General features: G+C 63.2%; 26 protein-coding genes. 14 read left to right on the forward strand and 12 right to left on the reverse strand.

What is annotated here, in order from left to right; genetic code table 11:
- Positions 1 to 3: 3 nt before the first annotated feature.
- From ACAty_RS07430 to ACAty_RS07440, 3 genes are all read right to left on the reverse strand, one after another.
- Entirely contained in the window at positions 4 to 396 is a 393-nt protein-coding gene (locus tag ACAty_RS07430; protein WP_004872370.1) for an SCP2 sterol-binding domain-containing protein, read from the reverse strand.
- A gap of 69 nt (positions 397 to 465) precedes the next feature.
- Positions 466 to 1,215, reverse strand: coding sequence for a tRNA threonylcarbamoyladenosine dehydratase (locus tag ACAty_RS07435; protein ID WP_014003026.1), 750 nt, complete (start codon positions 1,213 to 1,215; stop codon positions 466 to 468).
- Positions 1,216 to 1,219: 4 nt separating this feature from the next.
- Positions 1,220 to 2,002 (reverse strand): TatD family hydrolase, encoded by a 783-nt coding sequence (locus tag ACAty_RS07440; RefSeq protein WP_004872372.1) that lies wholly within the window; start codon positions 2,000 to 2,002, stop codon positions 1,220 to 1,222.
- Between the two features lie 80 nt (positions 2,003 to 2,082).
- On the opposite strand from ACAty_RS07440, the gene ACAty_RS07445 reads away from it, so the two are divergent.
- From ACAty_RS07445 to ACAty_RS07465, 5 genes are read left to right on the forward strand one after another with little or no spacing between them, the layout of a single operon-like run.
- Complete coding sequence (locus ACAty_RS07445; RefSeq protein ID WP_038472750.1) at positions 2,083 to 3,348, forward strand: FAD-dependent monooxygenase; 1,266 nt, start codon at positions 2,083 to 2,085, stop codon at positions 3,346 to 3,348.
- Positions 3,335 to 4,522: an FAD-dependent monooxygenase gene (locus tag ACAty_RS07450; protein ID WP_004872376.1), complete on the forward strand. Its 1,188-nt coding sequence runs from the start codon at positions 3,335 to 3,337 to the stop codon at positions 4,520 to 4,522. Before ACAty_RS07445 ends, ACAty_RS07450 begins: the two co-directional genes overlap by 14 nt.
- Before the next feature lie 10 nt (positions 4,523 to 4,532).
- Positions 4,533 to 4,808 (forward strand): accessory factor UbiK family protein, encoded by a 276-nt coding sequence (locus ACAty_RS07455; protein ID WP_004872378.1) that lies wholly within the window; start codon positions 4,533 to 4,535, stop codon positions 4,806 to 4,808.
- 3 nt (positions 4,809 to 4,811) lie between these two features.
- Entirely contained in the window at positions 4,812 to 6,332 is a 1,521-nt protein-coding gene (locus ACAty_RS07460; protein WP_004872379.1) for a YifB family Mg chelatase-like AAA ATPase, read from the forward strand.
- 15 nt (positions 6,333 to 6,347) lie between these two features.
- Positions 6,348 to 7,001, forward strand: a complete 654-nt coding sequence (locus ACAty_RS07465) for a YidH family protein (RefSeq protein ID WP_004872380.1) — start codon at positions 6,348 to 6,350, stop codon at positions 6,999 to 7,001.
- A gap of 11 nt (positions 7,002 to 7,012) precedes the next feature.
- On the opposite strand, the gene pssA is transcribed toward ACAty_RS07465, so the two are convergent.
- The 9 genes from pssA to tadA form a co-directional block, all read right to left on the reverse strand.
- Positions 7,013 to 7,762: a CDP-diacylglycerol--serine O-phosphatidyltransferase gene (pssA, locus tag ACAty_RS07470; RefSeq protein ID WP_004872381.1), complete on the reverse strand. Its 750-nt coding sequence runs from the start codon at positions 7,760 to 7,762 to the stop codon at positions 7,013 to 7,015.
- Entirely contained in the window at positions 7,759 to 8,421 is a 663-nt protein-coding gene (locus tag ACAty_RS07475) for a phosphatidylserine decarboxylase (protein WP_004872382.1), read from the reverse strand. Before ACAty_RS07475 ends, pssA begins: the two co-directional genes overlap by 4 nt.
- A 117-nt stretch (positions 8,422 to 8,538) precedes the next feature.
- Positions 8,539 to 9,555, reverse strand: a complete 1,017-nt coding sequence (ilvC, locus tag ACAty_RS07480) for a ketol-acid reductoisomerase (protein ID WP_004872383.1) — start codon at positions 9,553 to 9,555, stop codon at positions 8,539 to 8,541.
- Between the two features lie 42 nt (positions 9,556 to 9,597).
- Positions 9,598 to 10,092, reverse strand: coding sequence for an acetolactate synthase small subunit (ilvN, locus tag ACAty_RS07485; RefSeq protein ID WP_004872384.1), 495 nt, complete (start codon positions 10,090 to 10,092; stop codon positions 9,598 to 9,600).
- A gap of 1 nt (position 10,093) precedes the next feature.
- The gene (gene ilvB, locus ACAty_RS07490) at positions 10,094 to 11,836 is read right to left on the reverse strand and encodes a biosynthetic-type acetolactate synthase large subunit (RefSeq protein ID WP_004872385.1); all 1,743 of its coding nucleotides are present in this window, start codon (positions 11,834 to 11,836) and stop codon (positions 10,094 to 10,096) included.
- Positions 11,837 to 11,974: 138 nt separating this feature from the next.
- Positions 11,975 to 13,519, reverse strand: a complete 1,545-nt coding sequence (locus ACAty_RS07495) for an endonuclease MutS2 (RefSeq protein WP_004872386.1) — start codon at positions 13,517 to 13,519, stop codon at positions 11,975 to 11,977.
- Positions 13,520 to 13,528: 9 nt separating this feature from the next.
- Positions 13,529 to 13,954 (reverse strand): hypothetical protein, encoded by a 426-nt coding sequence (locus ACAty_RS07500; protein WP_004872387.1) that lies wholly within the window; start codon positions 13,952 to 13,954, stop codon positions 13,529 to 13,531.
- Between the two features lie 15 nt (positions 13,955 to 13,969).
- Positions 13,970 to 14,416 carry a secondary thiamine-phosphate synthase enzyme YjbQ gene (locus tag ACAty_RS07505; protein ID WP_226047637.1) on the reverse strand — a complete coding sequence of 149 codons (447 nt, stop codon included), beginning with the start codon at positions 14,414 to 14,416 and terminating at the stop codon, positions 13,970 to 13,972.
- Positions 14,413 to 14,949: a tRNA adenosine(34) deaminase TadA gene (tadA, locus tag ACAty_RS07510; RefSeq protein WP_004872396.1), complete on the reverse strand. Its 537-nt coding sequence runs from the start codon at positions 14,947 to 14,949 to the stop codon at positions 14,413 to 14,415. Before tadA ends, ACAty_RS07505 begins: the two co-directional genes overlap by 4 nt.
- A gap of 216 nt (positions 14,950 to 15,165) precedes the next feature.
- Here tadA and pilM point away from each other — a divergent pair, with 216 nt between their 5' ends.
- The 9 genes from pilM (at position 15,166) to ACAty_RS07555 (ending at position 24,036) form a co-directional block, all read left to right on the forward strand.
- Positions 15,166 to 16,212 (forward strand): type IV pilus assembly protein PilM, encoded by a 1,047-nt coding sequence (gene pilM / locus ACAty_RS07515; protein WP_004872398.1) that lies wholly within the window; start codon positions 15,166 to 15,168, stop codon positions 16,210 to 16,212.
- Complete coding sequence (locus ACAty_RS07520; protein ID WP_004872399.1) at positions 16,209 to 16,796, forward strand: PilN domain-containing protein; 588 nt, start codon at positions 16,209 to 16,211, stop codon at positions 16,794 to 16,796. The genes pilM and ACAty_RS07520 overlap by 4 nt, the downstream gene beginning before the upstream one ends.
- Positions 16,793 to 17,431 (forward strand): type IV pilus inner membrane component PilO, encoded by a 639-nt coding sequence (locus ACAty_RS07525; protein WP_004872400.1) that lies wholly within the window; start codon positions 16,793 to 16,795, stop codon positions 17,429 to 17,431. The genes ACAty_RS07520 and ACAty_RS07525 overlap by 4 nt, the downstream gene beginning before the upstream one ends.
- Positions 17,428 to 17,970, forward strand: coding sequence for a pilus assembly protein PilP (locus ACAty_RS07530; RefSeq protein ID WP_004872401.1), 543 nt, complete (start codon positions 17,428 to 17,430; stop codon positions 17,968 to 17,970). Before ACAty_RS07525 ends, ACAty_RS07530 begins: the two co-directional genes overlap by 4 nt.
- Before the next feature lie 37 nt (positions 17,971 to 18,007).
- On the forward strand, positions 18,008 to 20,326 hold the full coding sequence (locus tag ACAty_RS07535; protein ID WP_004872402.1) for a type IV pilus secretin PilQ: 2,319 nt from the start codon (positions 18,008 to 18,010) through the stop codon (positions 20,324 to 20,326).
- A gap of 2 nt (positions 20,327 to 20,328) precedes the next feature.
- Entirely contained in the window at positions 20,329 to 20,877 is a 549-nt protein-coding gene (locus ACAty_RS07540) for a shikimate kinase (protein WP_004872403.1), read from the forward strand.
- Positions 20,878 to 20,949: 72 nt separating this feature from the next.
- Positions 20,950 to 22,035, forward strand: a complete 1,086-nt coding sequence (gene aroB, locus ACAty_RS07545; RefSeq protein ID WP_004872404.1) for a 3-dehydroquinate synthase — start codon at positions 20,950 to 20,952, stop codon at positions 22,033 to 22,035.
- 1 nt (position 22,036) lies between these two features.
- Positions 22,037 to 22,864, forward strand: coding sequence for an FAD-dependent thymidylate synthase (gene thyX / locus ACAty_RS07550; protein ID WP_004872405.1), 828 nt, complete (start codon positions 22,037 to 22,039; stop codon positions 22,862 to 22,864).
- Complete coding sequence (locus ACAty_RS07555) at positions 22,861 to 24,036, forward strand: deoxyguanosinetriphosphate triphosphohydrolase (RefSeq protein WP_004872406.1); 1,176 nt, start codon at positions 22,861 to 22,863, stop codon at positions 24,034 to 24,036. The genes thyX and ACAty_RS07555 overlap by 4 nt, the downstream gene beginning before the upstream one ends.
- Positions 24,037 to 24,093 lie beyond the last annotated feature (57 nt).

Below are 24,093 nucleotides of genomic sequence, written 5' to 3' on the forward strand. Positions count from 1 at the left end.
CTCTCAAATATCGAAATCCACCGGAATTTCTCCGAGGATATTGAGGTGAATGTTGAAGGGAGTCATGTATTTCATGGCCGTCATCATGGAGCCCTTGAATTTCAATTTGCGGGTCATGAGCGCCGCCTTGCCGCTGAGTTCGCCACTCAGAATCTTCTTCCAGTTGTCCAGGGTCGTCCACATGATGAAATCGCGACGCCGACCATCCGAGGGGCCAGCGTAGATGACCTTGCCGGCCTTGCAAAACAGCATGACGTGGGGAATATCGGGACGATCCTCGATATAATATTCCCAGGTCGCATTGAAGTTTTTCAGGTCCTTCTGGATCTCTGGATGGTTATCCCACTGCTTTCCCACCAACCGAATCCACTCGGTGCTCATGAATTTCGCCGCCATCGTCTCACCACCATAATTATATTCGAATATACTTTCGTATAACCCATCTGCCCCACTTCTCCAGAGCATTTAGACGATCTGTGAAAATCCGCCCACCCGCAAGGCATGACGGAGAATGGCCGCGCTGAGCCAGAGTCCGAAGAAGGCAGGCATGTAGGAGATGGTGCCGTTGACCGTCTTTGCCCGTCCCCCGGGGCCGGTACCACTGGTCTGCGCCGGTGCCGCCGGTCGCGGCGCCTCCCGCGAATATACCGTCCAGAAATCCAGGCTTCCGCCAGCCTTGCGCAGCAGCGCGCGAACCTCTCGCGCCAGTGGGCAGCCCTCGGTCTGATTCAGACGCGCCAAGCGGATCTGCGCCGGATCCAGCCGGTTGCCGGCGCCCATGCTCGAAAAAATCGGCAGGTTCAGCGTTTGTGCCGCCAGGATGAGCTCGACCTTGCAGGCGATGGCGTCGATACAATCGGCGAGAATGTCCGGGGACAGCTCTGCCAGCAGTGGGCGCACGTTTTTTCCATCGAGGAAGGTCGCATGACCCTCGACCCGGCAGTCCGGGGCAATATCGGCAATGCGTTCACGCATCACCGCCACCTTCGCACGACCCAGGGAAGAGTGCAGCGCCACCAGTTGGCGATTGAGATTGCTCGGGCCCACGGTATCGTGGTCGATGAGGGTAAGTCGACCAACGCCAGCACGCGCCAGGTTTTCGGCGACGTAGCCACCGACACCACCCAAGCCGGCCACAAGCACGTGGCATTGCGCAAGATAATCCAACGCGTCTCTTCCCAAGAGAATTTCCGTACGACTGAAAGCGGTTTCCATGGCGTCAAACATCCGGTAGCGAGAAAAGGGAGCGCGTGGCGGCAGCGGTGATGGCAGAGAGGCTGTCCATATCGGTGTCGCGCAATGCGGCCAGAGTGGCAAGGACCGAGACGATACGCGCCGGCTCATTGCGCTGGCCCAGGCCATCGGCCGGGGCCTGCCAGGGAGCGTCGGTCTCCACCAGAAAACTACCCTCGGGCAACCGCGCCGCCAACGCGCGCAGCCGTCGCGCGCGGGGGTGGGTAAGCGCACCACCGAGCCCGATGTACAGGCCGATATCCAACGCCTTCTGCGCCTGTACCCAGCTGCCGGAAAAACTGTGGAGGACACCACGCAAGCCAGAGCGGTGGCGCAGGTTTTGCAGGAGATCTTCGGTACTGCGGCGGGCATGAAGGATGACCGGCAGGCCAAGTTCCTCCGCCAGATCCAGCTGGCGATGCAAAAAATCCAGCTGTATGGCCCACGGTGAGGCGTCTGGCCCGCGGTCCAGACCGATCTCGCCCAGGGCCACGGCCGTGCGCAGATACCGACGCAGACGCTGCTCCCAGGACTGGCCCGGGGATCTGTACAAGTCAGCGAGATAGCAGGGGTGGGCGCCAAAGGCGGCAAACCAAGCCGTGTTCGTGGCCGCAAGCTGTGCCAGTCGTTGCCAATGTTGGGGATCGTAACCCGGGAGAATCAGGGCGTCGACACCGGCGGCCACGGCTCTGTTCCAGACCTGCGCACGGTCGGGCGCAAACGCCGGAGCGTCAAAATGGCAATGGCTATCGATGATTCCCTGGACCATGACGGGAGAGTACGGCAAGGGCACTGGGTGGACAACGTTTGCCCCTTGCCCTGGTCCGGGCTTTGCTCTTAAATGGCAGCATGAATCCTGCAACGGCCGAGGTGAGCGAGAACGCGGAGATCGCGATACTGGGCAACGGCCCGGTGGCGCAGAGTCTGGTCCTCGCCCTTGGCGAGCTTGGGCGGTCTTGTCTCCTGGTGGACACCCGTCCCGCGATGGCCCACAGCCCGGAACAGAACGCCGAGAGAACGGTGGCCCTCGCCGCGGGGTCGCGCCGTCTGCTGGACGCACTGGGCGTGCGGCTGGGTGATCCAGGACTTGGCGCCATCGCCCGGGTACAGATCTCTCAGGCGCGTGGAGGCCCCAGGGTAGAGCTCTCTCACCGCCTGTTGGCCATCCCGGAAAAACGCCTCGGCGAGGTGTGGCCATTATCCACCCTGAGTGCAACCATCGCCCAGGGTCTCGAGCGGCTGGGAACGGTGAAGGCCAAGCCCTGGGGACCGCTGCAAGGCTTTTCCTGGCACCCAGACCACGTGGAGCTGCAGTGGCCCAAGGCCAGGATCCAGGCTCGGCTCGTCGTCCTCGCCGATGGCGGACACGGACATCTTGGCCCTCTGCTGGGTCTGCAGCGCCGCGGCTGGGACCATAATCGTCAGGCCCTCGTCGCCCGGGTGCGGGTGGCCAGCGAGCCCAGTGGAGAGCGCTGCGCCTATGAGCACTTTCTGGCCAGTGGACCGCTTGCCTTTCTGCCCGTAGACGCACCCCGGGAATTTTCCCTGGTGTGGAGCCTGTTTCCGAGCGAGGCGGCAGTCCTGCTCCGTGCCAACGATGTGGTCTTCCTGCAGAAGCTCAACGCCGTCCGGCCCCAAGGTCTTGCCGCCGTGACCGAGGTGCATAATCGCGGCTTCTATCCCCTGTACTTCCAGCAGTACACGGCCGCGCCCGAGAGTCGCGTCGTGCTTTTGGGCAATGCCGCCCAGACCCTGCACCCCTTGGCCGGCCAAGGCTACAATCTCGGTCTGCGCGACAGCATCACCCTCGCCGCGCTGCTGCGGGAAAGCCTCGAGCGTGCCGAGGATCCCGGCGCAATCCAGCTGCTCCAGGATTTTCAGCGCATCCGCAGGCGCGATCGGCTGGAGATCATCGCCTTTACGGAGGGTATGAACCGTCTCTTCGGGCTTCGCTCCGCCCCCGTGCATCTGCTGCGCGCCGCAGGTCTGGCGGCATTGCAGATGTCGCCAGGAATCAAGGCCCGCCTCGCGGCGCGCCTTGCGGGTCTGCGTCTGCCTTCGGCCAGTCACATTCCCGACCTCGACGTGGAGAATGCTGCCTATGCCCGAACGTGACCACTATGACTTGGCGGTATCCGGGGCCGGAATGGTCGGTGCCGCCCTTGCCCTAGCACTGGCGCGCGAACACTGGCGAGTGGCCATTGCCGAGCGCCGCAGCGCCAGCGATTGTGCAACGCACGATCCCTACGAGCGCATCAGTCTCATCAATGCCGCTGCCTCAGAGTTTTTGGCGGATCTCGGCATCGATATTGCGCGTCTGGGCACACCCGTGTTGCGGATGCGGGTCTGGGATCACCAATGGCCCGGGAGCATACAACTGGACGCCGAGGATGAGGGTTTGCCCCGCCTTGGCTACATGGTCGAGAACCGAGCACTGGAACAAGCCCTGCACGCGGCTCTCAAGGACGCGGGCGTGGCCATACACTACGCCACCCAATGGCAGGCGGGCCCGCTGCAAGACCATCACCGATTGCTCTACGATGGCCATGGTGAGGCCATCGCCACGACGCTCCTTGCCATTGCCGAGGGTCGTGAATCCAGGCTCCGGGATCGCTGTGCGCCGGCCCCTATCTGGCGTGAGGACTACCGGCAGCAGGCCATCACCGCGACGGTGTGGATGGAAAGGCCGCACACTGGCACCGCTTACCAGCGTTTTCTCCCGACAGGACCACTGGCCGTCCTGCCCTTCAGCGACGACGCTGGTGGCCAGCCGCGGGCAAGCATTGTCTGGAGCGCGCGTAACAGCTTGGCGCGGCGGTTGCTGGCACTGTCGGACGCTGAATTTCTGTGTCGCATGCAGGAAAGTTTTGGAGCCCAGCTGGGGCGCTTTACGGCCGTCGGCAAACGCGGTCACTACCCCCTGTCGGCCCTGCACCTTAGCCGCTACCGCAGCGAGCGTGCCGTCGTTCTGGGCGACAGTGCCCACGGTGTGCACCCCCTTGCCGGGCTTGGCGTCAATCTGGGTTTTCGCGATGTTGCGGCCTTGCGCCAGATTCTCGTCGAGGCGCAGCGGCAGCGCCGGGATTGGGGCTCGGCTGCGGTACTGGCACAATACGAACGCCAGCGTCGTCCCGACAATCTGGTCACGGTACTGACCTGCGGCGCGCTCAACCGGCTTTTCTCCAACCGCAGTGCTGCCCTGGCTGGCCTGCGCGACATCGGGCTCATGGGCAGCAACCTGATTCCACCCGTCAAGGCTTTTTTCATTCGACAGGCCACAGGCCTCTGAGGAGTCCGTCATGCAGAACCGTATTGCCGACAACATTGCCGCCGCCCTAGGCGACACCCTCGCCCGCCTCGGCTCCGTCAAGGAAGACGTGGACCAGCAGCTGCGTGCGGCGGTGGCCAACGCCCTGGATCGCCTGGATATCGTCACCCGCGAGGACTTCGACATCCAGCAGGACCTGGTTGCCCGCCTCGGCGCGCGGCTGGCGGCCCTGGAGGAGCGCGTCGCCCGTTTGGAGGAAGAACAGACCGGCGAAGCCACGCCCTCCGCGCCCAGTGCCGCGGACTGAAGCGTGCCCCTGGCAATCGTTCAGAGTCGTGCGGTTGCCGGCATTCAGGGCGCCGAAGTGGTGGTGGAGTGTGATCTCGGACCGGGTCTGCCCACCTTTGCCGTCGTGGGGCTTGCCGAAACGGCGGTGAAAGAGGCCCGCGACCGGGTGCGCTCGGCCATCCAGAACAGTGGCCTCGATTTTCCGGCGCGGCGCATCGTCGTCAACCTCGCCCCGGCGGACCTACCCAAGGAAGGGGGTCGCTTCGATCTACCCATCGCCCTAGGCATCCTCGCTGCCAGCGGTCAGATCCCCATGGCCGCCCTCACGGCCATGGAGTGCATCGGTGAATTGGCTCTGGACGGTGGTCTGCGCCCGGTGCCCGGTGCCCTGAGTGCTGCCCTGGCGGCCAGTGGTGCGGGCCGGGAATTGCTCTTGCCTCGGGCCAATGCCGATGAAGCCGTTCTGGCCGAGGGTGCGGTCATCCGCGCTGCGGCCACCTTGGCACAGGCCGTAGCCCATCTACGAGGACAGCGGCATCTGCCAGCATGGGAAGCCAGCCATGGCCCGGCGGGGGAACCCGAAGCACTTGCCGAGACCTTGCCGGATATTGCCGATGTGCGGGGCCAGGAGATGGTCAAGCGGGCGCTGGTGGTCGCTGCCCTGGGTGGTCATCACTTGCTTTTGTCGGGTCCTCCGGGTACCGGCAAGAGTATGCTGGCCATGCGCTTACCGGGCCTCTTGCCACCCCTGCAACGGGACGAGGCCATGGAGGTCGCTGCCCTACACAGTCTGCACGGCAGCTTCGAGAGTCGCCACTGGCGACGCCGGCCCTTTCGCAGTCCACACCACAGTGCCTCCGTTGCGGCGCTGGTGGGCGGCGGATCGCGTCCCAAACCCGGCGAGATCAGCCTCGCCCACGGCGGTGTACTTTTTCTGGACGAACTGCCAGAATTTCCGCGGGCCGTCCTCGAGGCCCTGCGGGAGCCTCTGGAAACGGGTGAGATTCACATTTCCCGGGCCAATCGGCATACCTCCTACCCGGCCCGCTTTCAGTTGGTGGCGGCCATGAATCCCTGCCCTTGCGGTCATCTGGGCAACCCGCGGGAGGCCTGCCGCTGCACACCCGCCCAGATTCAGCAGTACCGCGGCCGGCTCTCGGGGCCGCTTTTGGATCGTATCGACATTCAGGTTGAGGTACCCGCTTTGCCCATCGAAGCACTCCAGCAGAAGGAATCGGGCCCGGATTCGGCGTATTGGCGCGAGCGCATCGGTGCTGCTCGTGAGCGGCAGATGCTGCGTCAGGGCTGCCTCAACGGACAGCTCCAGGGCAAGGCCCTGGATCGGCAGGTGACTCTGGCACCGGCAGATCGCAGTTTTCTGGAGCGTGCCGCGCAGAGCCTTGCATTCTCGGCACGCGCCTACCATCGGGTGCTGCGGGTGGCACGCAGCATTGCCGACCTGGAGGCAAGGGACTCGATACACCGGGAAGACCTGGCCGAAGCCATCCAGTACCGCCGCCTGGCTCTGAGCCTTGGGCACTGACGGAGCCTAAACCCCATGATGTTGCTGCGGCGCTTGCCCACTGCCCGCGAGCCGCGTCTCTATATGGCGCTGGAACGCACTTACCTTGGCTACTTCAAGTTCCTCTTTATTGCCATCGGCACGGGCCTCCTTTCCGCACGCCTTGCCGTGCTTTTTCACGCTCTGCACTATGGCCACCTGGCCCATTTTTTTACGGAGCTTTTTCGCCTACTCACCTGGCCCGCCATCATCCTCGTCTTTTTGGTGGGATTCTGGTTCATGACCGACCTCGAACACATCGGTAAAGGAATCACTGTGGCAGCTAAAGAAATCATCGACCCGCGCATCTACATGGCAGCGGAGCGTACCTTCCTCGCGTGGGTACGGACCGGCATCGGCCTCATCGCCTTCGGCTTCGTCATCGAGAAATTCGACTTCTTCCTGGAACAGTTATCGGTGATGTTGCACACCAAACTGACCATGGGCGAGGGCTTCTCGGGCATGGGTATCGTCTTCATCCTGCTGGGCGTCACCAATCTCGTCATCGGCGGTATCAACTTCATCCGTACGGTGCGTAAGGTGGATCAGGGGGAGTATCACATCAACAAGTTTCTGTACGGCCTGTACGGAGTGATTCTCCTGACCATCACCGGCGTGCTTGCGGTCATGATCATTCGCGTCTCGCCCTAGGATGGAGGCACTCAGCGACTGCCGTGACGTCGTCGTAGCAGACGGTGCTGGCGCATCTGCCACAGGGTGAGCAGAGGGCCGCTCAGGGTGAAGAGCAAAGCCGCACCGAAGAGTACCAGGGGTGGGTGAATGGCAATGAGCGCCAAGATCAACACGAAGCCGATGGCCAATGCGAAAGGTACCCGTCCGTGCAGGTCAAAGTCCTTGAAACTGCGGTAACGGATGTTGCTGACCATGAGCAGCGCCAGCAGATAGACGAGCACGAGGGCAAGCACCTCCGCCACGCGCGTCAGCCAGGGATGGCGCTCACCCACGGCAACCCACACCAAGCTGGTCAGCACGGCGGCGGCCGTGGGGATGGGCAGGCCCTGAAAATAGCGCTTCGAAGCACTGTGTACCTGACTGTTGAAGCGCGCCAGACGCAAGGCACCGCAGGCGGTGTAGACAAAGGCGCCGAGCCAGCCGAACTTGCCGTAGTCCTGTAGGCCCCAGAGCAGCACCAGCAGCGCTGGAGCGACACCGAAGGCGATGACATCGGCCAGGGAGTCGTACTCGGCACCAAAGGCGCTCTGCGTACCGGTCATGCGCGCTACCCGCCCATCCAGGCCGTCCAGGATCATGGCTATGAAAATGGCGATGGCCGCCACCCGGAAATGTCCGTGAACGGAGGCCACGATGGCATAGAAGGCCGCAAAAAGACTGGCGGTAGTGAAGAGATTGGGGAGGAGGTAGACGCCCCGGCGTGGGTAATGCGCTTTCACGCCTGGGTCTCGGGCAAAACGGCCAGCCACTGGGCTCCCGAACGCACCTTGTCCCCCAGACTCACCCGCAGCTGGCTACCCAGAGGCAAATAGGTATCGACCCGAGATCCAAAGCGAATGAAGCCGAGTCTTCCGCCCAGTTCCGCCACATCACCCTGACGCAGGTAACACAGAATCCGCCGAGCGACGAGGCCTGCAACTTGCACCACGGTAACATCCTGCCCGAACTCACTCTGCAGCCACAGGGCGTTACGCTCGTTCTCCAGGGATGCCTTGGCCAGAGCAGCGTTGAAGAAGCGCCCGGGAAAGTACCAGACACCCCGCACCAATCCCGCCACCGGTGTACGGTTGACGTGCACATCAAAGACGTTCATGAAAATACTGATCTTGATGGCAGGCCGCTGGAGATAGGGATCTTCCACCTGCTCGATGGCGATGACTCGCCCATCCGCTGGACAGAGTACGCCGCCAGCCAGCGCCTCGGGCAGTGGGCGCTGCGGATCTCGAAAGAACTGGAGGCTGAAAAGGCTGAGCAGTAGCATGGGCAGGCTCCACCACAAACCCGCCAGGCACCAGAGCAGCGCAGTAAGGGCGAGGAAGGCCAGGATGAAAGGCCACCCCTCCAGGGCAATGCCAAGAATCCGAGCTTTCCGGTTCATGGCAAGTCTGGACACATGCAGCGACGCGACCCAGGAGCGAAGGGTACAGGAAGCACTCCGCCCCGACCACGCTGCCCAAGGCCTGCTGACAAACGGGCCCGCATGTGCGAGCTTCCCCTAGTTGCGGGAGCGATCCACGATACGGTTCTGGCCGATCCAGGTCATCATGGCGCGCAACTTCTGTCCCACCACCTCGATGGGATGCTCGGCACCGAGCCGCCGCATGGCCTGCATTCTGGGGGTCCCCGCCTGATTTTCGAGGATGAACTCGCGGGCGAATTCGCCCGTCTGGATCTCCTTGAGAATCTTGGCCATCTCCGCCTTGGTGCGCGCGTCGATGATCCGCGGGCCACGGGTGAGATCACCGTATTCCGCAGTATTGGAGATGGAATAGCGCATGTTGGCAATGCCACCCTCGTACATGAGGTCGACAATGAGCTTGAGTTCGTGGAGACACTCGAAGTAGGCCATCTCCGGCGCGTAACCCGCCTCCACCAGCGTCTCGAAACCTGCCTGTACCAGGGCGCTGACGCCGCCACAGAGCACGGCCTGCTCGCCGAAGAGATCCGTTTCCGTCTCTTCACGGAAACTGGTCTCGATGACCCCCGCCCGCGTGCCGCCGATGGCCTTGGCATAGGCCAGGGCAAGGTTCTTGGCATTACCACTGGCATCCTGATGGATGGCGATGAGGCAGGGAACACCACCACCCTGGGTATAGGTGGAGCGAACCAGATGACCAGGGCCTTTGGGCGCTATGAGAAAACAGTCGAGATCGGCCCGCGGGTGCACTTGCCCAAAATGCACGTTGAAGCCATGGGCAAAGAGCAGTGCCGCACCCTGACGGATGTGCGGGAGGATCTCCTCCCGGTAGAGCCGTGCCTGACCCTCATCCGGCGTGAGCACCATGACGAGATCCGCCGCCGCCACCGCCTCCGGCACATCCCGCACTTCCAGACCAGCCTTGGTCGCCTTCTCCCGCGAAGCCGAATCCGGACGCAGACCCACCACCACATCGACGCCAGAATCCTTGAGGTTCAGAGCGTGCGCGTGTCCTTGGGAACCGTAGCCCAGGATGGCCACCTTTTTCTTTTGGATCAGGGCAAGATCGGCGTCGTTGTCGTAAAAAACTTTCATGAGGTCCTCAGTAGCTGTGACGATGAAAAGGCGATGACGGAATCAGATGCTGCGGGAGCCGCGGGCGATGGCACTGGCGCCGCTGCGCACTACGTCGATGACCATACCCGGGTCCAGGGCACTGAGAAAGGCGTCCAGCTTTTCTCCGGTGCCCGTGAGCTCGATGGTGTAGGAGCGGTCGGTAACGTCGATGATGCGCCCGCGGAAGATGTCCGCCAGGCGCTTGACCTCTTCCCGGTCCGGACCCACGGCGTGCACCTTGATGAGCATGAGCTCGCGTTCGATGTGCGGCCCGTCCGTCAGGTCGTGGACGCGGATCACTTCCACGAGCTTGTTCAACTGTTTCAGCACCTGCTCCATGATTTCTTCGGAGCCACGGGTAACCACGGTCATGCGCGAAATGCTGGCGTCGTGGGTGGGCGCTACGGTCATGGCTTCGATATTGTAGCCCCGCGCCGAGAACAGCCCGGCGACCCGGGACAGGGCGCCGGATTCGTTTTCCAGAAGGATCGAGATGATGTGGCGAGGACTCTGCATATCAGAGGAGAATCATATCCGAGAGGGCGGCGCCGGCCGGCACCATGGGATAGACATTCTCCGTGGGATCCACCTGAAAGTCCATGAACACCAGGCGATCCTTGAGACGCAGGGCCTCGCGGATCACCGGCTCGACATCGGCGGGACGATCGGCACGCAGGCCGATGTGCCCATAGGCCTCCGCCAGCTTGACGAAGTCCGGCAGCGCATCGACATAGCTCATGGCATAACGGCTTTCGTAGAAAAACTCCTGCCACTGCCGCACCATGCCGAGGTAATGGTTGTTGAGACAGGCGATCTTGATGGGCAGACGATGCTGCAGGCAGGTGGAGAGCTCCTGGATGTTCATTTGGATACTGCCCTCGCCCGTGATGCAGACCACCGTACGCTCGGGGTCGGCAAGCTGCGCCCCCATGGCAGCCGGCAGACCATAGCCCATGGTACCGAGACCACCACTGTTGATCCAGCGACGCGGCGCATCAAACCCGTAGAACTGCGCCGCCCACATCTGGTGCTGACCGACGTCGGAGGTGACGATGGCGTCACCGCCCGTGAGTTCGTGGAGCTTCTGCACCACATACTGGGGCTTAATGATGTCCTCGCCCTGCTCGTAGCGCAGGCACTCCCGCGCCCGCCAGGAGGCAATCTGCTCCCACCAGGCCTTGAGTGCGGCCGGATCGAGACGGTGCCCCCCCTCACGCCAGGCCTGGTCCATTTCCGCAAGTACCACGGCCAGATCGCCGACGATGGGAACGTCCACCTTGACGTTCTTGGAGATGGACGAGGGATCCACATCGACGTGGACGATGCGCGCGTGCGGGGCAAAGGCCTCGAGATTCCCGGTCACCCGGTCGTCGAAGCGCGCACCGAGAGCAACGAGAACGTCGCTATGCTGTACGGCCATGTTGGCCTCGAAGGTGCCGTGCATGCCCAGCATGCCCAGAAACTGCGGGTCACTCGCTGGAAACCCGCCAAGACCCATCAAGGTATTGGTAATCGGCGCGCCCAGGTGCCGGACGAAGGCCGTCAAGGCCTCGGCGGCATTGCCGAGGATGATGCCGCCGCCCGTGTAGAACATGGGTCGCTCGGCGCTGGCAATGAGCTGCACCGCCTTACGCACCTGACCAGCGTGCCCCTTGACCGTCGGCTTGTAGGAACGCAACTGGACCTTGTCGGGATAACGATAGACGCAGCGTTTGGCCGTGATGTCCTTGGGGATGTCCACCAGCACCGGACCGGGCCGCCCCGAGGCCGCGAGGAAGAAGGCGGTCTTCAGGGTGCTGGCCAGGTCCGCCACATCCTTCACCAGAAAATTGTGTTTGGTGCAGGGCCGGGTGATACCCACCGTGTCCACTTCCTGAAAGGCATCGTTGCCGATGAGTGCCACGGGCACCTGCCCGGTAATGATCACCAAGGGCACGGAATCCATGTACGCCGTAGCGATCCCGGTGACGGCGTTGGTGGCGCCGGGTCCACTGGTCACCAGCGCCACACCGACGCGGCCCGTGGCCCGGGCGTAGGCATCGGCGGCGTGCACCGCAGCCTGCTCATGACGCACCAGGATGTGCTTTAGCTCCTCCTGCCTGGCCAGTTCGTCGTAGATGTAGAGGACCGCGCCGCCGGGATAACCGAATACGAACTCGACTCCCTCGTCACGCAGCGCGCGCACGACGATCTCTGCACCCGAGATCTCCCGCTCCAGTTCGGCGCTGGAACGATCCATGGTCGTTTGGAGGCCAGTCATGTTCTACTCCTTCAGGAATAAAAATCCGCGAACCCACGCTATGCATTTTTATCCATAAGGTCAAATAAAAAAGCTTTGGCGCCCGCCGAGCGGGGTCTATGCAGACAGCGCCGCAGGGCGCGGTCGGCGCCGCTGGATTCAGGCGCCCCCGCTGTGTAATTGTTCGAGGTAGGTGCGCGCCTGGGCGACCAGATCGGAGGGCAGACCGCGCTTTTCCGCCACCAGCAACCCCAGAGACTGGCCGGCTACGCCGATCTGTAGTTCGTAGGTGGGTTCGAGACGCTGATGGTCGAAACGCATGGAGGCATTCTGCAGTCCTGCGTGCGCCTCGGCAAAGGCCTTGATGGGCGTGAGGTGGGTGGTAACCATCCCACGCACTCCCCGGCGCGCCAAATGATCCAGCACCGCCATGGCCAATGCCGCCCCCTCCTCGGGATCGGTGCCGGTGCCCAGCTCATCCAAGAGGATGAGGGTATGGTCATCCGCCGCCTCCAGAAGCCGCTTGAGCACCTCCACGTGACCGGAAAAGGTGGACAAGGCAAAGGCAACACTCTGCGGGTCGCCCATATCCACGAACACCCGCTGGAAGTTGCCGACTACCGCTCGCCCCGAGACGGGTAGATGCAGACCACAGTGGGCCATGACCGTGAGCAGACCAACCGTCTTCAGCGACACGCTCTTGCCCCCGGTATTGGGGCCCGTGACCACCAGAATGGGGCATTCGGCGTCGATACGGACATTCAAGGGACGGGGCTCTGGCCCGTGCCCTTCGGCGTGGGCGAGGATCAGCTGCGGATGCCGAGCGCCTTCCAGCACCAGTATCGGGTCGTCCACGAGTTCGGCGGGCTGCGCCTGCAGGTGTATGGACAATTGCGCTCCGGCCACCGCCAGATCCAGCCAGGTCAGACTATCCACGAGCTGCTGCAGTGCCTCCAGATGGCCGCGCACCTCGTCCGTCAGCGCCCGCAGCAGTGCCTGATTGTGCTGCTCCACACTCCCGGCCAGCTTTTCCAGGCGGTTGTTGCCGGCCACGAGTTCCATGGGCTCCACCAGAAATCCGTGCCCCCCTGGACCGGCACCGCGACGAACGCCGCGAATCTCTTCGCGAAAGCCGTCCGGTAGGTGCAGACAAAGGCGTTGGCCAGCCCAGTGGGCCTTGGCCCCGTCACTGCGCAGGTGGGAAGCCAGGTCCCGCTGCACTCCTTCGCGTGCCGTCTTCAGTTCGCCGTGGAGTGCGCGCAGCTCCGGCGATGCATCCTCGCGCACGGCGCCGTTGGGCAAGAGCTGGGCATCTATGCGGCCGATGAGTTCGGCAGCACCATCGAGCCGCGCTGCACCGGCGGGCAGGAGTAGCGGTCGCCTCTCGACGAAGGGACGGAGTTCCTTACCAACGCGCAGTACCCGGTGCAGATTGCGCAGGGCAGCGCCGGACAGGGCGGCACCGGGCGTCGCCGCTTGCCGGAGCGCTGCGCGGATGTCCGGCAGTTCGGGCAATACCGGGCCTTCGCCACTTTCAAGCCCCAGGCGGGCAGCACCGATGGCCTGCTGGAGCTGCCGTGCCGCCGCCACGCTGGGAGCCGGTGCCAAATTTCGGGCAGCATCGGCGCCATAGGGGGTGGCGCACAACTTTTCCAACAGCCGTCGGATCCCCTCGAACTCCAGTTTCTTGAGATCGGCTTCCATGCCCTCTCCTCACGAATTGAACAGCGTTTGCCACCATCGCCGCCTTCCCTCGGGAATCACGGGCGGGGCCTGGAGCGCCTGCGGAGCGCACTTCGACAGAATCCAGCCCGGCGGGATGTGTTTGCCACTACTGCCGCAGGAGGCCCCCAGATTGTTGGGATCGTAGATCTTGATGAACTGTGGGTGGTCGCGATCGTCCACATACACGATGCCGAGATAGCGTTCGTGGTGATCGCGCCGCAAAAGCAGATCCATTTCCTTGAGGAAACGGCGAAACGCTTCGGCGGAGAGGGGCTTTTCCGGCACATCCATACCCACGAAGTAGGCGTACCAGCCCTCGCCCTGGGCTTCCAGCCGCGTCACGAAGTTCTCCCAGTCCGACCACTCGCGGATGGCCCAGAGCAAGCCCTCGTATTTTTTTTGGAATTCCGACATCTCTCCCTCGTAGGTTCAGCGCTGGGCGCAATGGCCCGTGAAACCGACCCACAGGTGCCGTTGTTGCGCCTGCTGTCGATGCTCGATGAGATACAGCCCTTGCCAGGTACCCAGCTGCAGGACGCCATCGCGTACCGGAATGCTCAGGCTGTTCTGGGTCAGTACCGTGCGGATGTGTGCCGCCATGTCGTCCGGACCCTCGTTCCGATGACGGTAGCGCGGGTCGCCGTCGGGCACCAGGCGGCCGAGGAAATCCAGCAGGTCACGCTGGACGTCGGGGTCGGCATTCTCCTGCAGGATGAGGCCCGCCGAGGTATGCGGCAGAAAAACCTGCACCCATCCGGCCAGGGCCGCATTTTCCCGTAGCCAGGAGGCGACGCGCCCATCCAGGGGGTACAGACCGCGCCCGGACGTGGCAATGCGCCACTGCACATCCCGTTGCTCCAAAATTGCGGTACTCACGCTTCCCGACCGCCCTTGCCGGCCCGTCGAGCGCGAAAAAAATCCTGCAGGAGGGCTTGGCTTTCACGGGCACCAGGGCCCTCACGCCAACGCAGACGATGGAGCCTGGGTTCGGCGTCGAGCACCCCGAGACGGCTGACCACCGCACCCCCTTTTGGATCGCGGGCAGCGAAGACGAGCTGCGCCACCCGCGCCTGCAGCATGGCCCCGGCACACATGGCGCAAGGTTCCAGGGTCACATACAGGGTCGTTCCCAACAATCGATAATTTCCAAGGGCGCGCGCCGCCTCGCGCAGGACCAGGATCTCGGCGTGGGCACAAGGGTCCTGCATTGCGATGGGGCGGTTGTGGGCACGAGCCAGCAGTGCGCCGCTGGCGCTGAGCAACACGGCGCCAACGGGCACTTCGCCGACCAGGCTCGCGCAGCGCGCCTGCTCCAGGGCAAGGCCCATCCAGTGCCGATCGTCCGTCTCGGCCGCCACCGGTCCACCGGCCACCGTCGCCGCCAAGCTGTCGCAGGGTTCCAGGATCATGGTTCGGAGTTTACGCGCAAAGACGGCACTCGGCCAAACCACCGCCGCGGCGGCACCGGAGGATTCGGCCTTGCGATTTACCTTGACAGGGCAAGGAATGCTGCTAATTTCCCACCCGAGTTGTAAAAAACAGACGTGCCCGAGATCCACGGCCCGCGCGGTGGCGGTCCCGAAGCGGGCGAATGAAGCTCAACCACAGCTTTGAAGGAAGATGACGTGCTGCGCTTGCCCAGTCCTCCGCTGCTCGGTCTGGATATATCTCCCGAGGCAGTCAAAATCGTCGAACTGTCGGCTTCCCGAGGACGTATCCGGGTCGAGAATGCCGATTCCGAAAGTCTACCCGCCGGCGCCGTCAACGATCGCGAGGTACTCGACGTCGACGTCGTGACCCACACCATCCGCAGCATGCTCGAGCGCTCACGCATCCGGACCAAGGCCGTGGCCACGGCCCTGCCCAGCAACGCCGTCATCGTCAAGGTCATCTCCCTGCCCGCCGATCTCAATGACGAGGGTATCGAGGAGCAGATCCGCTTCGAGGGCAGCCAGTACATTCCCTACAGTATCGATGCCGTCAACTTCGATTTCGCCGAACTCGGACCCGATGAGCAGCGCCGCGGCTACAAGCGGGTGCTGCTGGTGGCCTGCAAAAAAGAAACCGTCGAGGATCGCGCGGCCATCCTCGAGGCCAGCGGTCTGAAACCCAAGATCGTCGACGTCCAGCAATTCACCCTCTGGGGCCTTTTTCAGCATCTGGAAGGCCCGCAGGAAAAGTCGTCCGTGGCCTTGCTCGAGGTCGGGAGCCTCACCACCGCCCTCCACGTCTTCGAGGAGGGTCAGCCCATCTATTCGCGCGAGCACAATTTTGGCAGTGGGCGGCTGGCCGAAGAAGTGCAAAGGCGCTACAGCCTCGAGCCCCAGGACGCCCAGCGCATGCTGCGCTTTGGTGGGCTGCCGCAGGACTATCCCAAGGACATCCTGCAGCCCTTCGTTCGCAATCTGGCACAGGAAATCTTCCGGGCCGTGGATTTCTTTCAGGCCAGCATGCCGGACGTACAGCTGGCGACGGTGCGACTCTTCGGCGCTGGTGCCATGCTGCCGCAGCTGGACGCGCAGTTGCAGCAACTGGTGCACATCCCCGTTGCGGCACCCGATCCCTTTGCCGGCATGGAGATGGCGGCACAGGTCAGCCGCCGTTTCCTTGAGGCCGACCGCTCTTCCCTAGCCGTCGCCTGCGGCCTCGCGCTTCGGAGGCTGCCCGCATGATCCGCATCAACCTGCTGCCCTATCGCGAGGCGACCAGGGCTCGCCGCAGTCAACTCTTCGTTCTTGGCCTGGTGGGGGTGTTGCTGCTCGCGACCCTGCTCTACTACGGCATTTACAGCATTTTTGCGGCGCGCGTGGCCAACGAACAAGAGAAGGTCAACTACCTGCAGGGCGTGACCAAGGAACTCGATGTGAAAATCGCCTCCATTGCCGATCTGCGCAAGAAACGCGATGAGCTCCTCGCCCGCGAGGGCATCATCACCCGACTGCAGGACCAGCGTGACCTCGTCGTGCGGCTCTTCAATACCCTGGCCGCCATTACCCCGAAGGGCGTCTTCCTGACCCATCTGCAGCAGACGGGCAGCACCATCACCGTCAACGGGTACGCCCAGGCCAGTGACCAGGTGGCCGCCTTCATGCGCCACATCGAAGGTTCCGGCGTCCTCACCAAACCAACCCTGGACATCATCAGCAAAGCGCAACTGGCCGGGGATACCGTGGAACAGTTCACCCTGCAAATGCAGGTCGTATCCCCCACCGCCGCCACGGACAGCACCGCAAAGGATGCAGGAGCGCACCCATGACCCTCGATGAACTGCGCCACCTCCAGGTGGAGGACATCATGCGCTGGCCGACGAAGACCAAGGCCATTGCTGCACTCGTGCTGATCGTCCTGCTCGGTATCGTCGCCTGGATCTGGTTCATCTCGCCCGAGAACGACCGCTACAACACGCTTCACGCCCAGGAAGAGTCCCTGAAGAACGCAGTGCGGGAAAAGCAGTTGCTGGCGGCGAACCTGCCGGCCTACCAGGCCCAGATCCAGGAGATGAATCTGCGCTTTGAACGCTTCCTGCAGCAGCTACCCAACCGCAGCCAGATCCCCTCGCTGCTGGATGACGTCACCTTGGCTGGGCGGAGCCGGGGGCTGGAGTTTGAACTCTTTCAGCCACTGCCCGAGACCAACAAGGATTTCTACGCCGAGATCCCTGTGAAGATCAAGGTGGTGGGTAGCTACGACGAAATCGGTCGATTCGCCGCAGCCGTGGCGGCCATGCCGCGCATCGTCACCATCAACGACATCGACATCAGCCGTGTGGCCAACACCGGCTCCCCCGCAGCTCGGGCGGCGGCTACGCAAAAGCTCGTGATGCAGTGCACCGCCACGACCTACCGCTATCTGGCGGAGCAAAATCAGCAGACGGAGGGCAAGAAACCGTGAAGACGCGCCTACCTGTCCTGTTCCTGCTCAGTGGTGCGTTGCTGCTGACGGGCTGCTCCCACGAGGATAACCTGGCCAAGCTCAAGGCCTTCGTGGCCGCCGAACCCCACACGGAAGGCCACATCCCACCCTTGCCCAAGATTACACCCTACGTCGCCACCCAGTATGAGAATCCCCTCGGCCGGGATCCCTTTACCAGTTTCTCGGAGTTGCAGCTGCGTGCCGAGGCAGCCAATGCCAGCACCAGCCCTGTACCGGAGCACAAGGGACCGCTGCAACCGCTGGAAAAATACGACCTCGGCAGTCTCACGCTCACGGGTATCGTCCAGACCAGCAACGGCCAGTTCTGGGGCGTGTTCCGTACCCCCGATGGCAAGATCTACCGGGCGACCCTGGGCAATGGCATCGGCGACAAGAACGGCCACATCGTCGCCATCGATGCCAAGAAGCGGCAGGTCGTGGTCGAACAGTTCCTGCCCAACGCCTTTGGTGGCTATCAAAAACAGAAGACCGTGATGCAGATGCAAAGCAATGACTGAGCAGGCACCCAGTCCAGGACGAGGAAAGGATCACCCCATGATGAGCAGAGCAGCCCCCATGCAGCAGCCCAAGATCATCCACCCCAAACGCCCGAGCCTGCGACAGGCCTGCCTGCTGGCCCTGACCCTGGGGCTCGGACTGAGCGGCAACGCCCTGGCCGAAAGCCTCATCCGTTCGGTGAAGGTCCAGCCGGACGCTACCGGCACGGCCATCTTCGTGGACAGCGACAGCCGGCCGGCGTACGACGTCAACAGCTACGACGGCGGCTACCGCATCCGCATCGACTTTGACGATGCCCACTTCCTCTCCTCCGTGGGCAATGTCAATGGCGAAGGGGCCATCCGCAACGTGCTGGTGGAAAACTCGGGTAAGAGTGCCCACCTGGATCTGCTCCTGAAAACACCCCAGGCGGTCATGGTAGAGCCCGCACCCAAGGGCTACCGCATTGGCCTCGTGTCCCTCAAGGAACCGGCGACAGCGGCTGCCGCGCCAGCACAGACGCCGGCCAGCACTGCGCCTCAGGCACCCGAGCCCACGCCGGTAGCCGTCACCAGTGGCACCCAGATCGACAATGTGTCCTTCGAGCGTGGCAAGAACGACTCCGGTGTCTTGAACCTGTCCATAGAGGGGCCCCAACCGCAGATGAATGTCACCCGCGAGCCTGGGCGACTCATCGTGGAATTGCGCGATACGGCCATTCCTTCCGCCTACACCCATCGCTTTGGCGTGACCCAGTTTGGAACACCGGTGGATTATGTGGATGCCTACCCGCTGGGGCATTCCACCCGCCTGGTCTTTGCCATTCACGGCCCCTTCGAGTATTCCGCCTATCAACTCGGGCAGCGCACCATGATTGCCGTGCGCCCGCGCGCCGAAAATAGCGAAGCCAGCAATCCGGAAAAAAGTGCGCGGCTGAGCATGGATTTCCAGAATATCAGCGTGCGCGATGCCCTCCAGGTCATTGCCGACTTCACCCACCAAAATATCGTCGTTTCCAACAGCGTCACCGGCACCATCTCCATCCGCCTGAAGAACGAACCCTGGGAGCAGGCTTTCCGGGTCATCCTGGAATCCCAGGGTCTGGCGGTGAAGCACATCGGCAATATCCTCTGGGTGGCTCCGGCCAGCCAGATCACCAGTCAGGAGGAGGCCGAACTGAAGGCCGCGGCGAGCAAGCGCAAGCTCGAACCCCTGGTCACGGAACTGATCCCCATCAAGTACGCCCAGGCCAGCCAGATTGCCGATCTGTTGCGCGGGTTTTCCAAGGAGATGAACGAGCAAGAGGGACTGAATCCGACCCAAAGCACCGCTCTGGCAACGGCTTTGGGTATCCCCAGCAGCAATCTCATCGGCAATTCCCTGCTCGGCCCGCGCGGTTCGGTGGCCGTGGTGACGCGTACCAACAGCCTGCTGGTGCGGGACACTCCTGAGGACATCGACAACATCAAGAAACTCATTGCCAAGATCGACCGCCCCGTGCCCCAGGTGCTCATCGAGGCGCGCATCGTTCAGGTCACCACCAATGCGGCGCAATCTTTGGGTATCCAGTGGGGTGGGACCTACACCTCCAACGGCGGCGGTGGTGTGATCAATCTATCGGGCACGGGAGCGTCGCAATATACCTCCAGCCAGGGTGGTTCCTATCCCATCGGCGCCACGAGCGGCGCCTCCGGAGGCACCAGCACAGGCAGCGGGATTGGTGTCCCGGCCGTGGTGAATCTGCCCGCCTACGCGCCTGCGGGTAGCGCCCTCACCGGCCTCAATCCGGCATCCCTCGGCTTTGCCCTGGGCACGGCGGCTGGCAATCGTATCCTCAATCTCCAGTTGCAGGCCCTGCAGGCCAGCAACCAGGCCAAGATCATCTCCAGCCCCAAGGTCCTCACCCAGGACAACGAAAAGGCGGTCATCGAGCAGGGTCAGGAGATCCCCTATCAGCAGGCCACCAGCAGTGGTGCCACTTCCGTCTCCTTCAAAAAGGCAGAACTGAGCCTGGATGTCACCCCCCACATTGCCCCCAATGGCAAGGTCACCCTGGACGTGGATGCCAAAAACAATCAGCCCAACTACGCCCAGACCACGCCCTCGGGGGTACCCATCAACACCCAGGAGGTGAAGACCAAGCTGCTGGTGAACAATGGCCAGACCGTCGTCATCGGCGGTATCTACACCGACAGCAAGAGCCACTACGATACCGGCGTACCGGTCCTGAAGGACATTCCCCTGCTCGGCTGGCTCTTCAAGAGCAAGACCTACAACGACTCCCAGTCCGAGCTTCTGGTTTTCCTGACGCCGAAGGTCGTGGGCGGCCAGAGTGAGGACGATCTGGCCGGGGAGGACTCCGGTAACGGCTCCTGAGCATGGGGGATCGGATCGTCCTCATCGGTCCCATGGGCTGTGGGAAATCCACCATCGGGCGGCTGCTGGCCGCCCGCCTGCGTTGTCGCTTCCTGGATTCGGACGCCATCATCGTGCGTCAGACCGGGGTGGATATCCCCACGATTTTCGCCATCGAGGGGGAATCGGGCTTTCGCGCGCGGGAGCACAAGGTCCTCGTGGAACTGTCCCAAAGTGACGAGCGCTTTGTGCTGGCCACCGGCGGCGGCGCCGTTTTGCTACCCGAAAACCGCCCTCTTTTGCGGAGTATCGGTGAAGTCATTCATCTGGACATCAGTATCGACGAGCAGTTGAAACGCATCCGCCACGACCGCAACCGGCCCCTGCTGCAGGTGGACGATCTCCCCACCCGCCTTGCGGAACTGGCGCAGGCACGCGCGCCCCTGTACCGCGAGGTGGCGCACTGGCGAGTGTTCAGCGATGGTCTGCGCGCCGATCAGGTCCTGAACCGGATCCTGCGGCACCGGCGTGAGCGCGCGCGATCGCCATCGGGATCCACACCGCGTCGGTAAATCCGTGCCCGGACTTGCCAGTGAAGCGGGGAAGCCTAACAATGACGGGAATCCATCATCCGTGAGTTTTCCATGCCCAGCCTGCACGTCGACCTCGGCCCGCGCTCTTACCCCATCCACATCGGTTCTGGCCTCCTGGCGGACGCCGAGCTCTTCCTGCCCCACTGCAATTCCGGGCCAGTCGCCATCTTCAGCGACGATCGCGTCGCCGCGCTGCACCTTCCTGCCCTGCGTCGAACGCTGACGGAGGCGGGCAAGCCCTTCATCGAGGTGATCGTCCCCGCAGGGGAGGAGAGCAAAAGCCTGCAGCAGGTGGAATCCGTCTGCGGTCGGCTGCTGGAAGCCGGCTTCGGCCGCGACAGCACCCTGTTTGCCCTGGGCGGTGGCGTGATCGGGGATCTGGGCGGCTTCGTCGCCGCCATCTATCAGCGGGGTATTCCCTTCCTGCAGATACCCACGACGCTGCTGGCCATGGTGGACTCTTCCGTGGGCGGCAAGACGGGCGTCAATCACGCCCTTGGCAAGAACATGATCGGGGCGTTCTATCAGCCGCGCGCCGTCGTTGCCGACCTGGACACCCTGGATACCCTGCCGGAGCGGGAGTTTCGCTCCGGTCTGGCGGAGGTGATCAAGTACGGACTCATCAGCGATCCCGGTTTCTTTGCCTGGCTCGAGGAGCACCTGGACGCCGTGCTGGCAGAGGACTCGGACGCCCTGAGCCACGTCATCGCCACCTCGTGCAAGGACAAGGCCGAGGTGGTGGCGCGCGACGAACAAGAAGCGGGACGGCGCGCCATCCTCAATTTTGGTCACACCTTTGGCCACGCCATCGAAGCCGCCAGCGGCTACGGCCACTACCTGCACGGGGAGGCCGTGGCCATCGGCATGATCATGGCCGCCGATCTGTCCCGGCGACTGGATCTGCTGCGCGAGAGTGAACAGCAACGGATCTACCAGATCGTCGAGGGGGCTGGGCTGCCTACCCTTTGTCCACGCCTGCCGGCGGAGGAATATCTGCGCTACATGCGCGTGGACAAGAAGGCCAAGGGGGGGCAGATCCGCTTCATTCTCCTGCGCGGGATCGGTGCCGCCACCATCACCGGCGATGTGCCGCAGGCGGCCCTGATTCAGACCCTCAACGCCTTCATGGAGCCCTGACATGTCCGCCCGCAACCAGTCCACCACCGAGATCGCCGAGGAAATGGAGCAGCGCCTGCGTATGAACCCGCAAGGCTGTCGGCGCATCGGCAATTTTGGCTTCATAGAGCTCGAGGACAGTTGGGGCGACGAGGCCACCATTCTCAACACCGCCCGAATCAGCACCACCAACAATCGCCTGCATTCCGTGGCGGATTTCAGCGATCGCGACCGCCGCCTGCTCTATCAGCTGCTGCGCGATCAGCACGGCACGCCCTTCGAGACCGTCTATTTTCGCTTCCGCTTCATCGCACCCATCTTCGTGCTGCGGCAATGGGTCAAACACCGCATGTCCAGCTGGAACGAGTTCTCCATGCGTTATCGCAAGCCCATCTCCGAAGCCTATGTGCCGGACCTTGCGGCGCGTAGCGTGGACGGTTTTGCGGTGCTGGATGGCACGGCCATGGCCGAGTACAGTGCCCTGATGGAGCAGCTTTTCCAGTGGTACGAGGCCCAGTACGACAAGGCCTGCGCACGCATCGAACTGGCCCGCGCGGAAGGCCTCCTGCCACCCAAGCAGGGCGGCCGCGATCCCTACCGCGGACGGGCGCGTGAACTTTTGCGCAATGTTCTGCCCGTGGCCACCTACTCCGACGTCTACTGGACCGTGAATTTTCGCAGTCTCATGAACTTTTTCCGCCTGCGCCGTAAGCCCGATGCGCAGTACGAGATCCGCGAGTACGCCGATGCCGCCTACGCGCTTTTTGCGGCACGCTATCCCCTTTTGAGCGAGACCATGGAAAGCGTCCTCAGGGAGCAGGAGCAGCATCTCGCGAGCGAGGCGCCGTGAGCACGGATGGTGGGCCCGCGCCGCGGCGGGCGCCCTATGCCGCACGGCCGCAGCCACAGGGAGGGCGACGCTATCGCGAGGAGCCACCCACGGGCGGTCGTAGCGACTACCAGAGGGACCGCGATCGGGTCATCCATTCCACGGCGTTCCGCCGGCTGGAATACAAGACCCAGGTCTTCGTCAACCATGAGGGCGACCTCTACCGGACGCGCCTGACGCACAGTCTGGAGGTGGGCCAGGTGGGCCGCTCGGTGGCGCGCCAGCTCGGCCTGGACGAAGATCTGGTGGAGGCCATCGCCCTCGCCCACGACCTTGGCCACACCCCTTTTGGCCACGCGGGCCAGGATGCGCTCAATGGCTGCATGGGCGACTATGGCGGTTTCGACCACAACATCCAGTCGCTGCGGGTGGTGGACGTGCTGGAACGGCGCTACGGCGATTTTCCTGGCCTCAACCTGAGCTTTGAGACCCGGGAAGGGATCCTCAAGCACTGCAGCAAGGCACGGGCGGAAAAGCTCGGGGACGTGGGTCGACGCTTTCTGGAGGGCACCCAACCCAGTCTCGAGGCGCAGATCACCAACCTTGCCGACGAAATCGCCTACAACAACCACGACATCGATGACGGCCTGCGCGCTGGCCTCATCGACCTCGAGGAACTCTGTGCGGCCACGCTCTTCGGCGATATTTTTCGCGAAGTCCAGGCGCGTTACCCCCATGCCGACGCCAAGATCCTGCGCCACGAGACGGGTCGCCGACTCATCAATACCTTCATCATGGACCTGGTCCACACGACCCGTGCGCGGGTGGCACAAGCCCAGGTGCAAAACCTGCAGGAATTGCGTGCCCTGTCTGCACCCCTGGCTGCTCACAGCGCGCCCATGGCAGAGTCGATCCGCCAGCTCAAGGCCTTCCTGATGCGCAGACTCTATCGCCACCCCCAGGTTCACCGTCAGGCGGAGAAGGCCAAGCGACTGGTGCGCGACTTGTTCACGGCGTTTTTTAGCGATCCCCGGCTCTTGCCTCTGGACCACCAGGCCCGCCTCTTGGAGGACGACAGCCCTTCCCGACGCGCGCGCGTGGTGGCGGACTACGTGGCCGGCATGACCGACCGCTACGCCATCGCCGAGCACGCCCGGCTTTTCGATCCGCGCTTTGGTACCGATACCCCCTGAGGGCCGGGTATGGAAACCGACGGGCTCCAGTATCGGCGGCGCACCACTCCCATGCCT

This window comes from Acidithiobacillus caldus ATCC 51756, from assembly GCF_000175575.2.
Taxonomy (GTDB): domain Bacteria; phylum Pseudomonadota; class Gammaproteobacteria; order Acidithiobacillales; family Acidithiobacillaceae; genus Acidithiobacillus_A; species Acidithiobacillus_A caldus.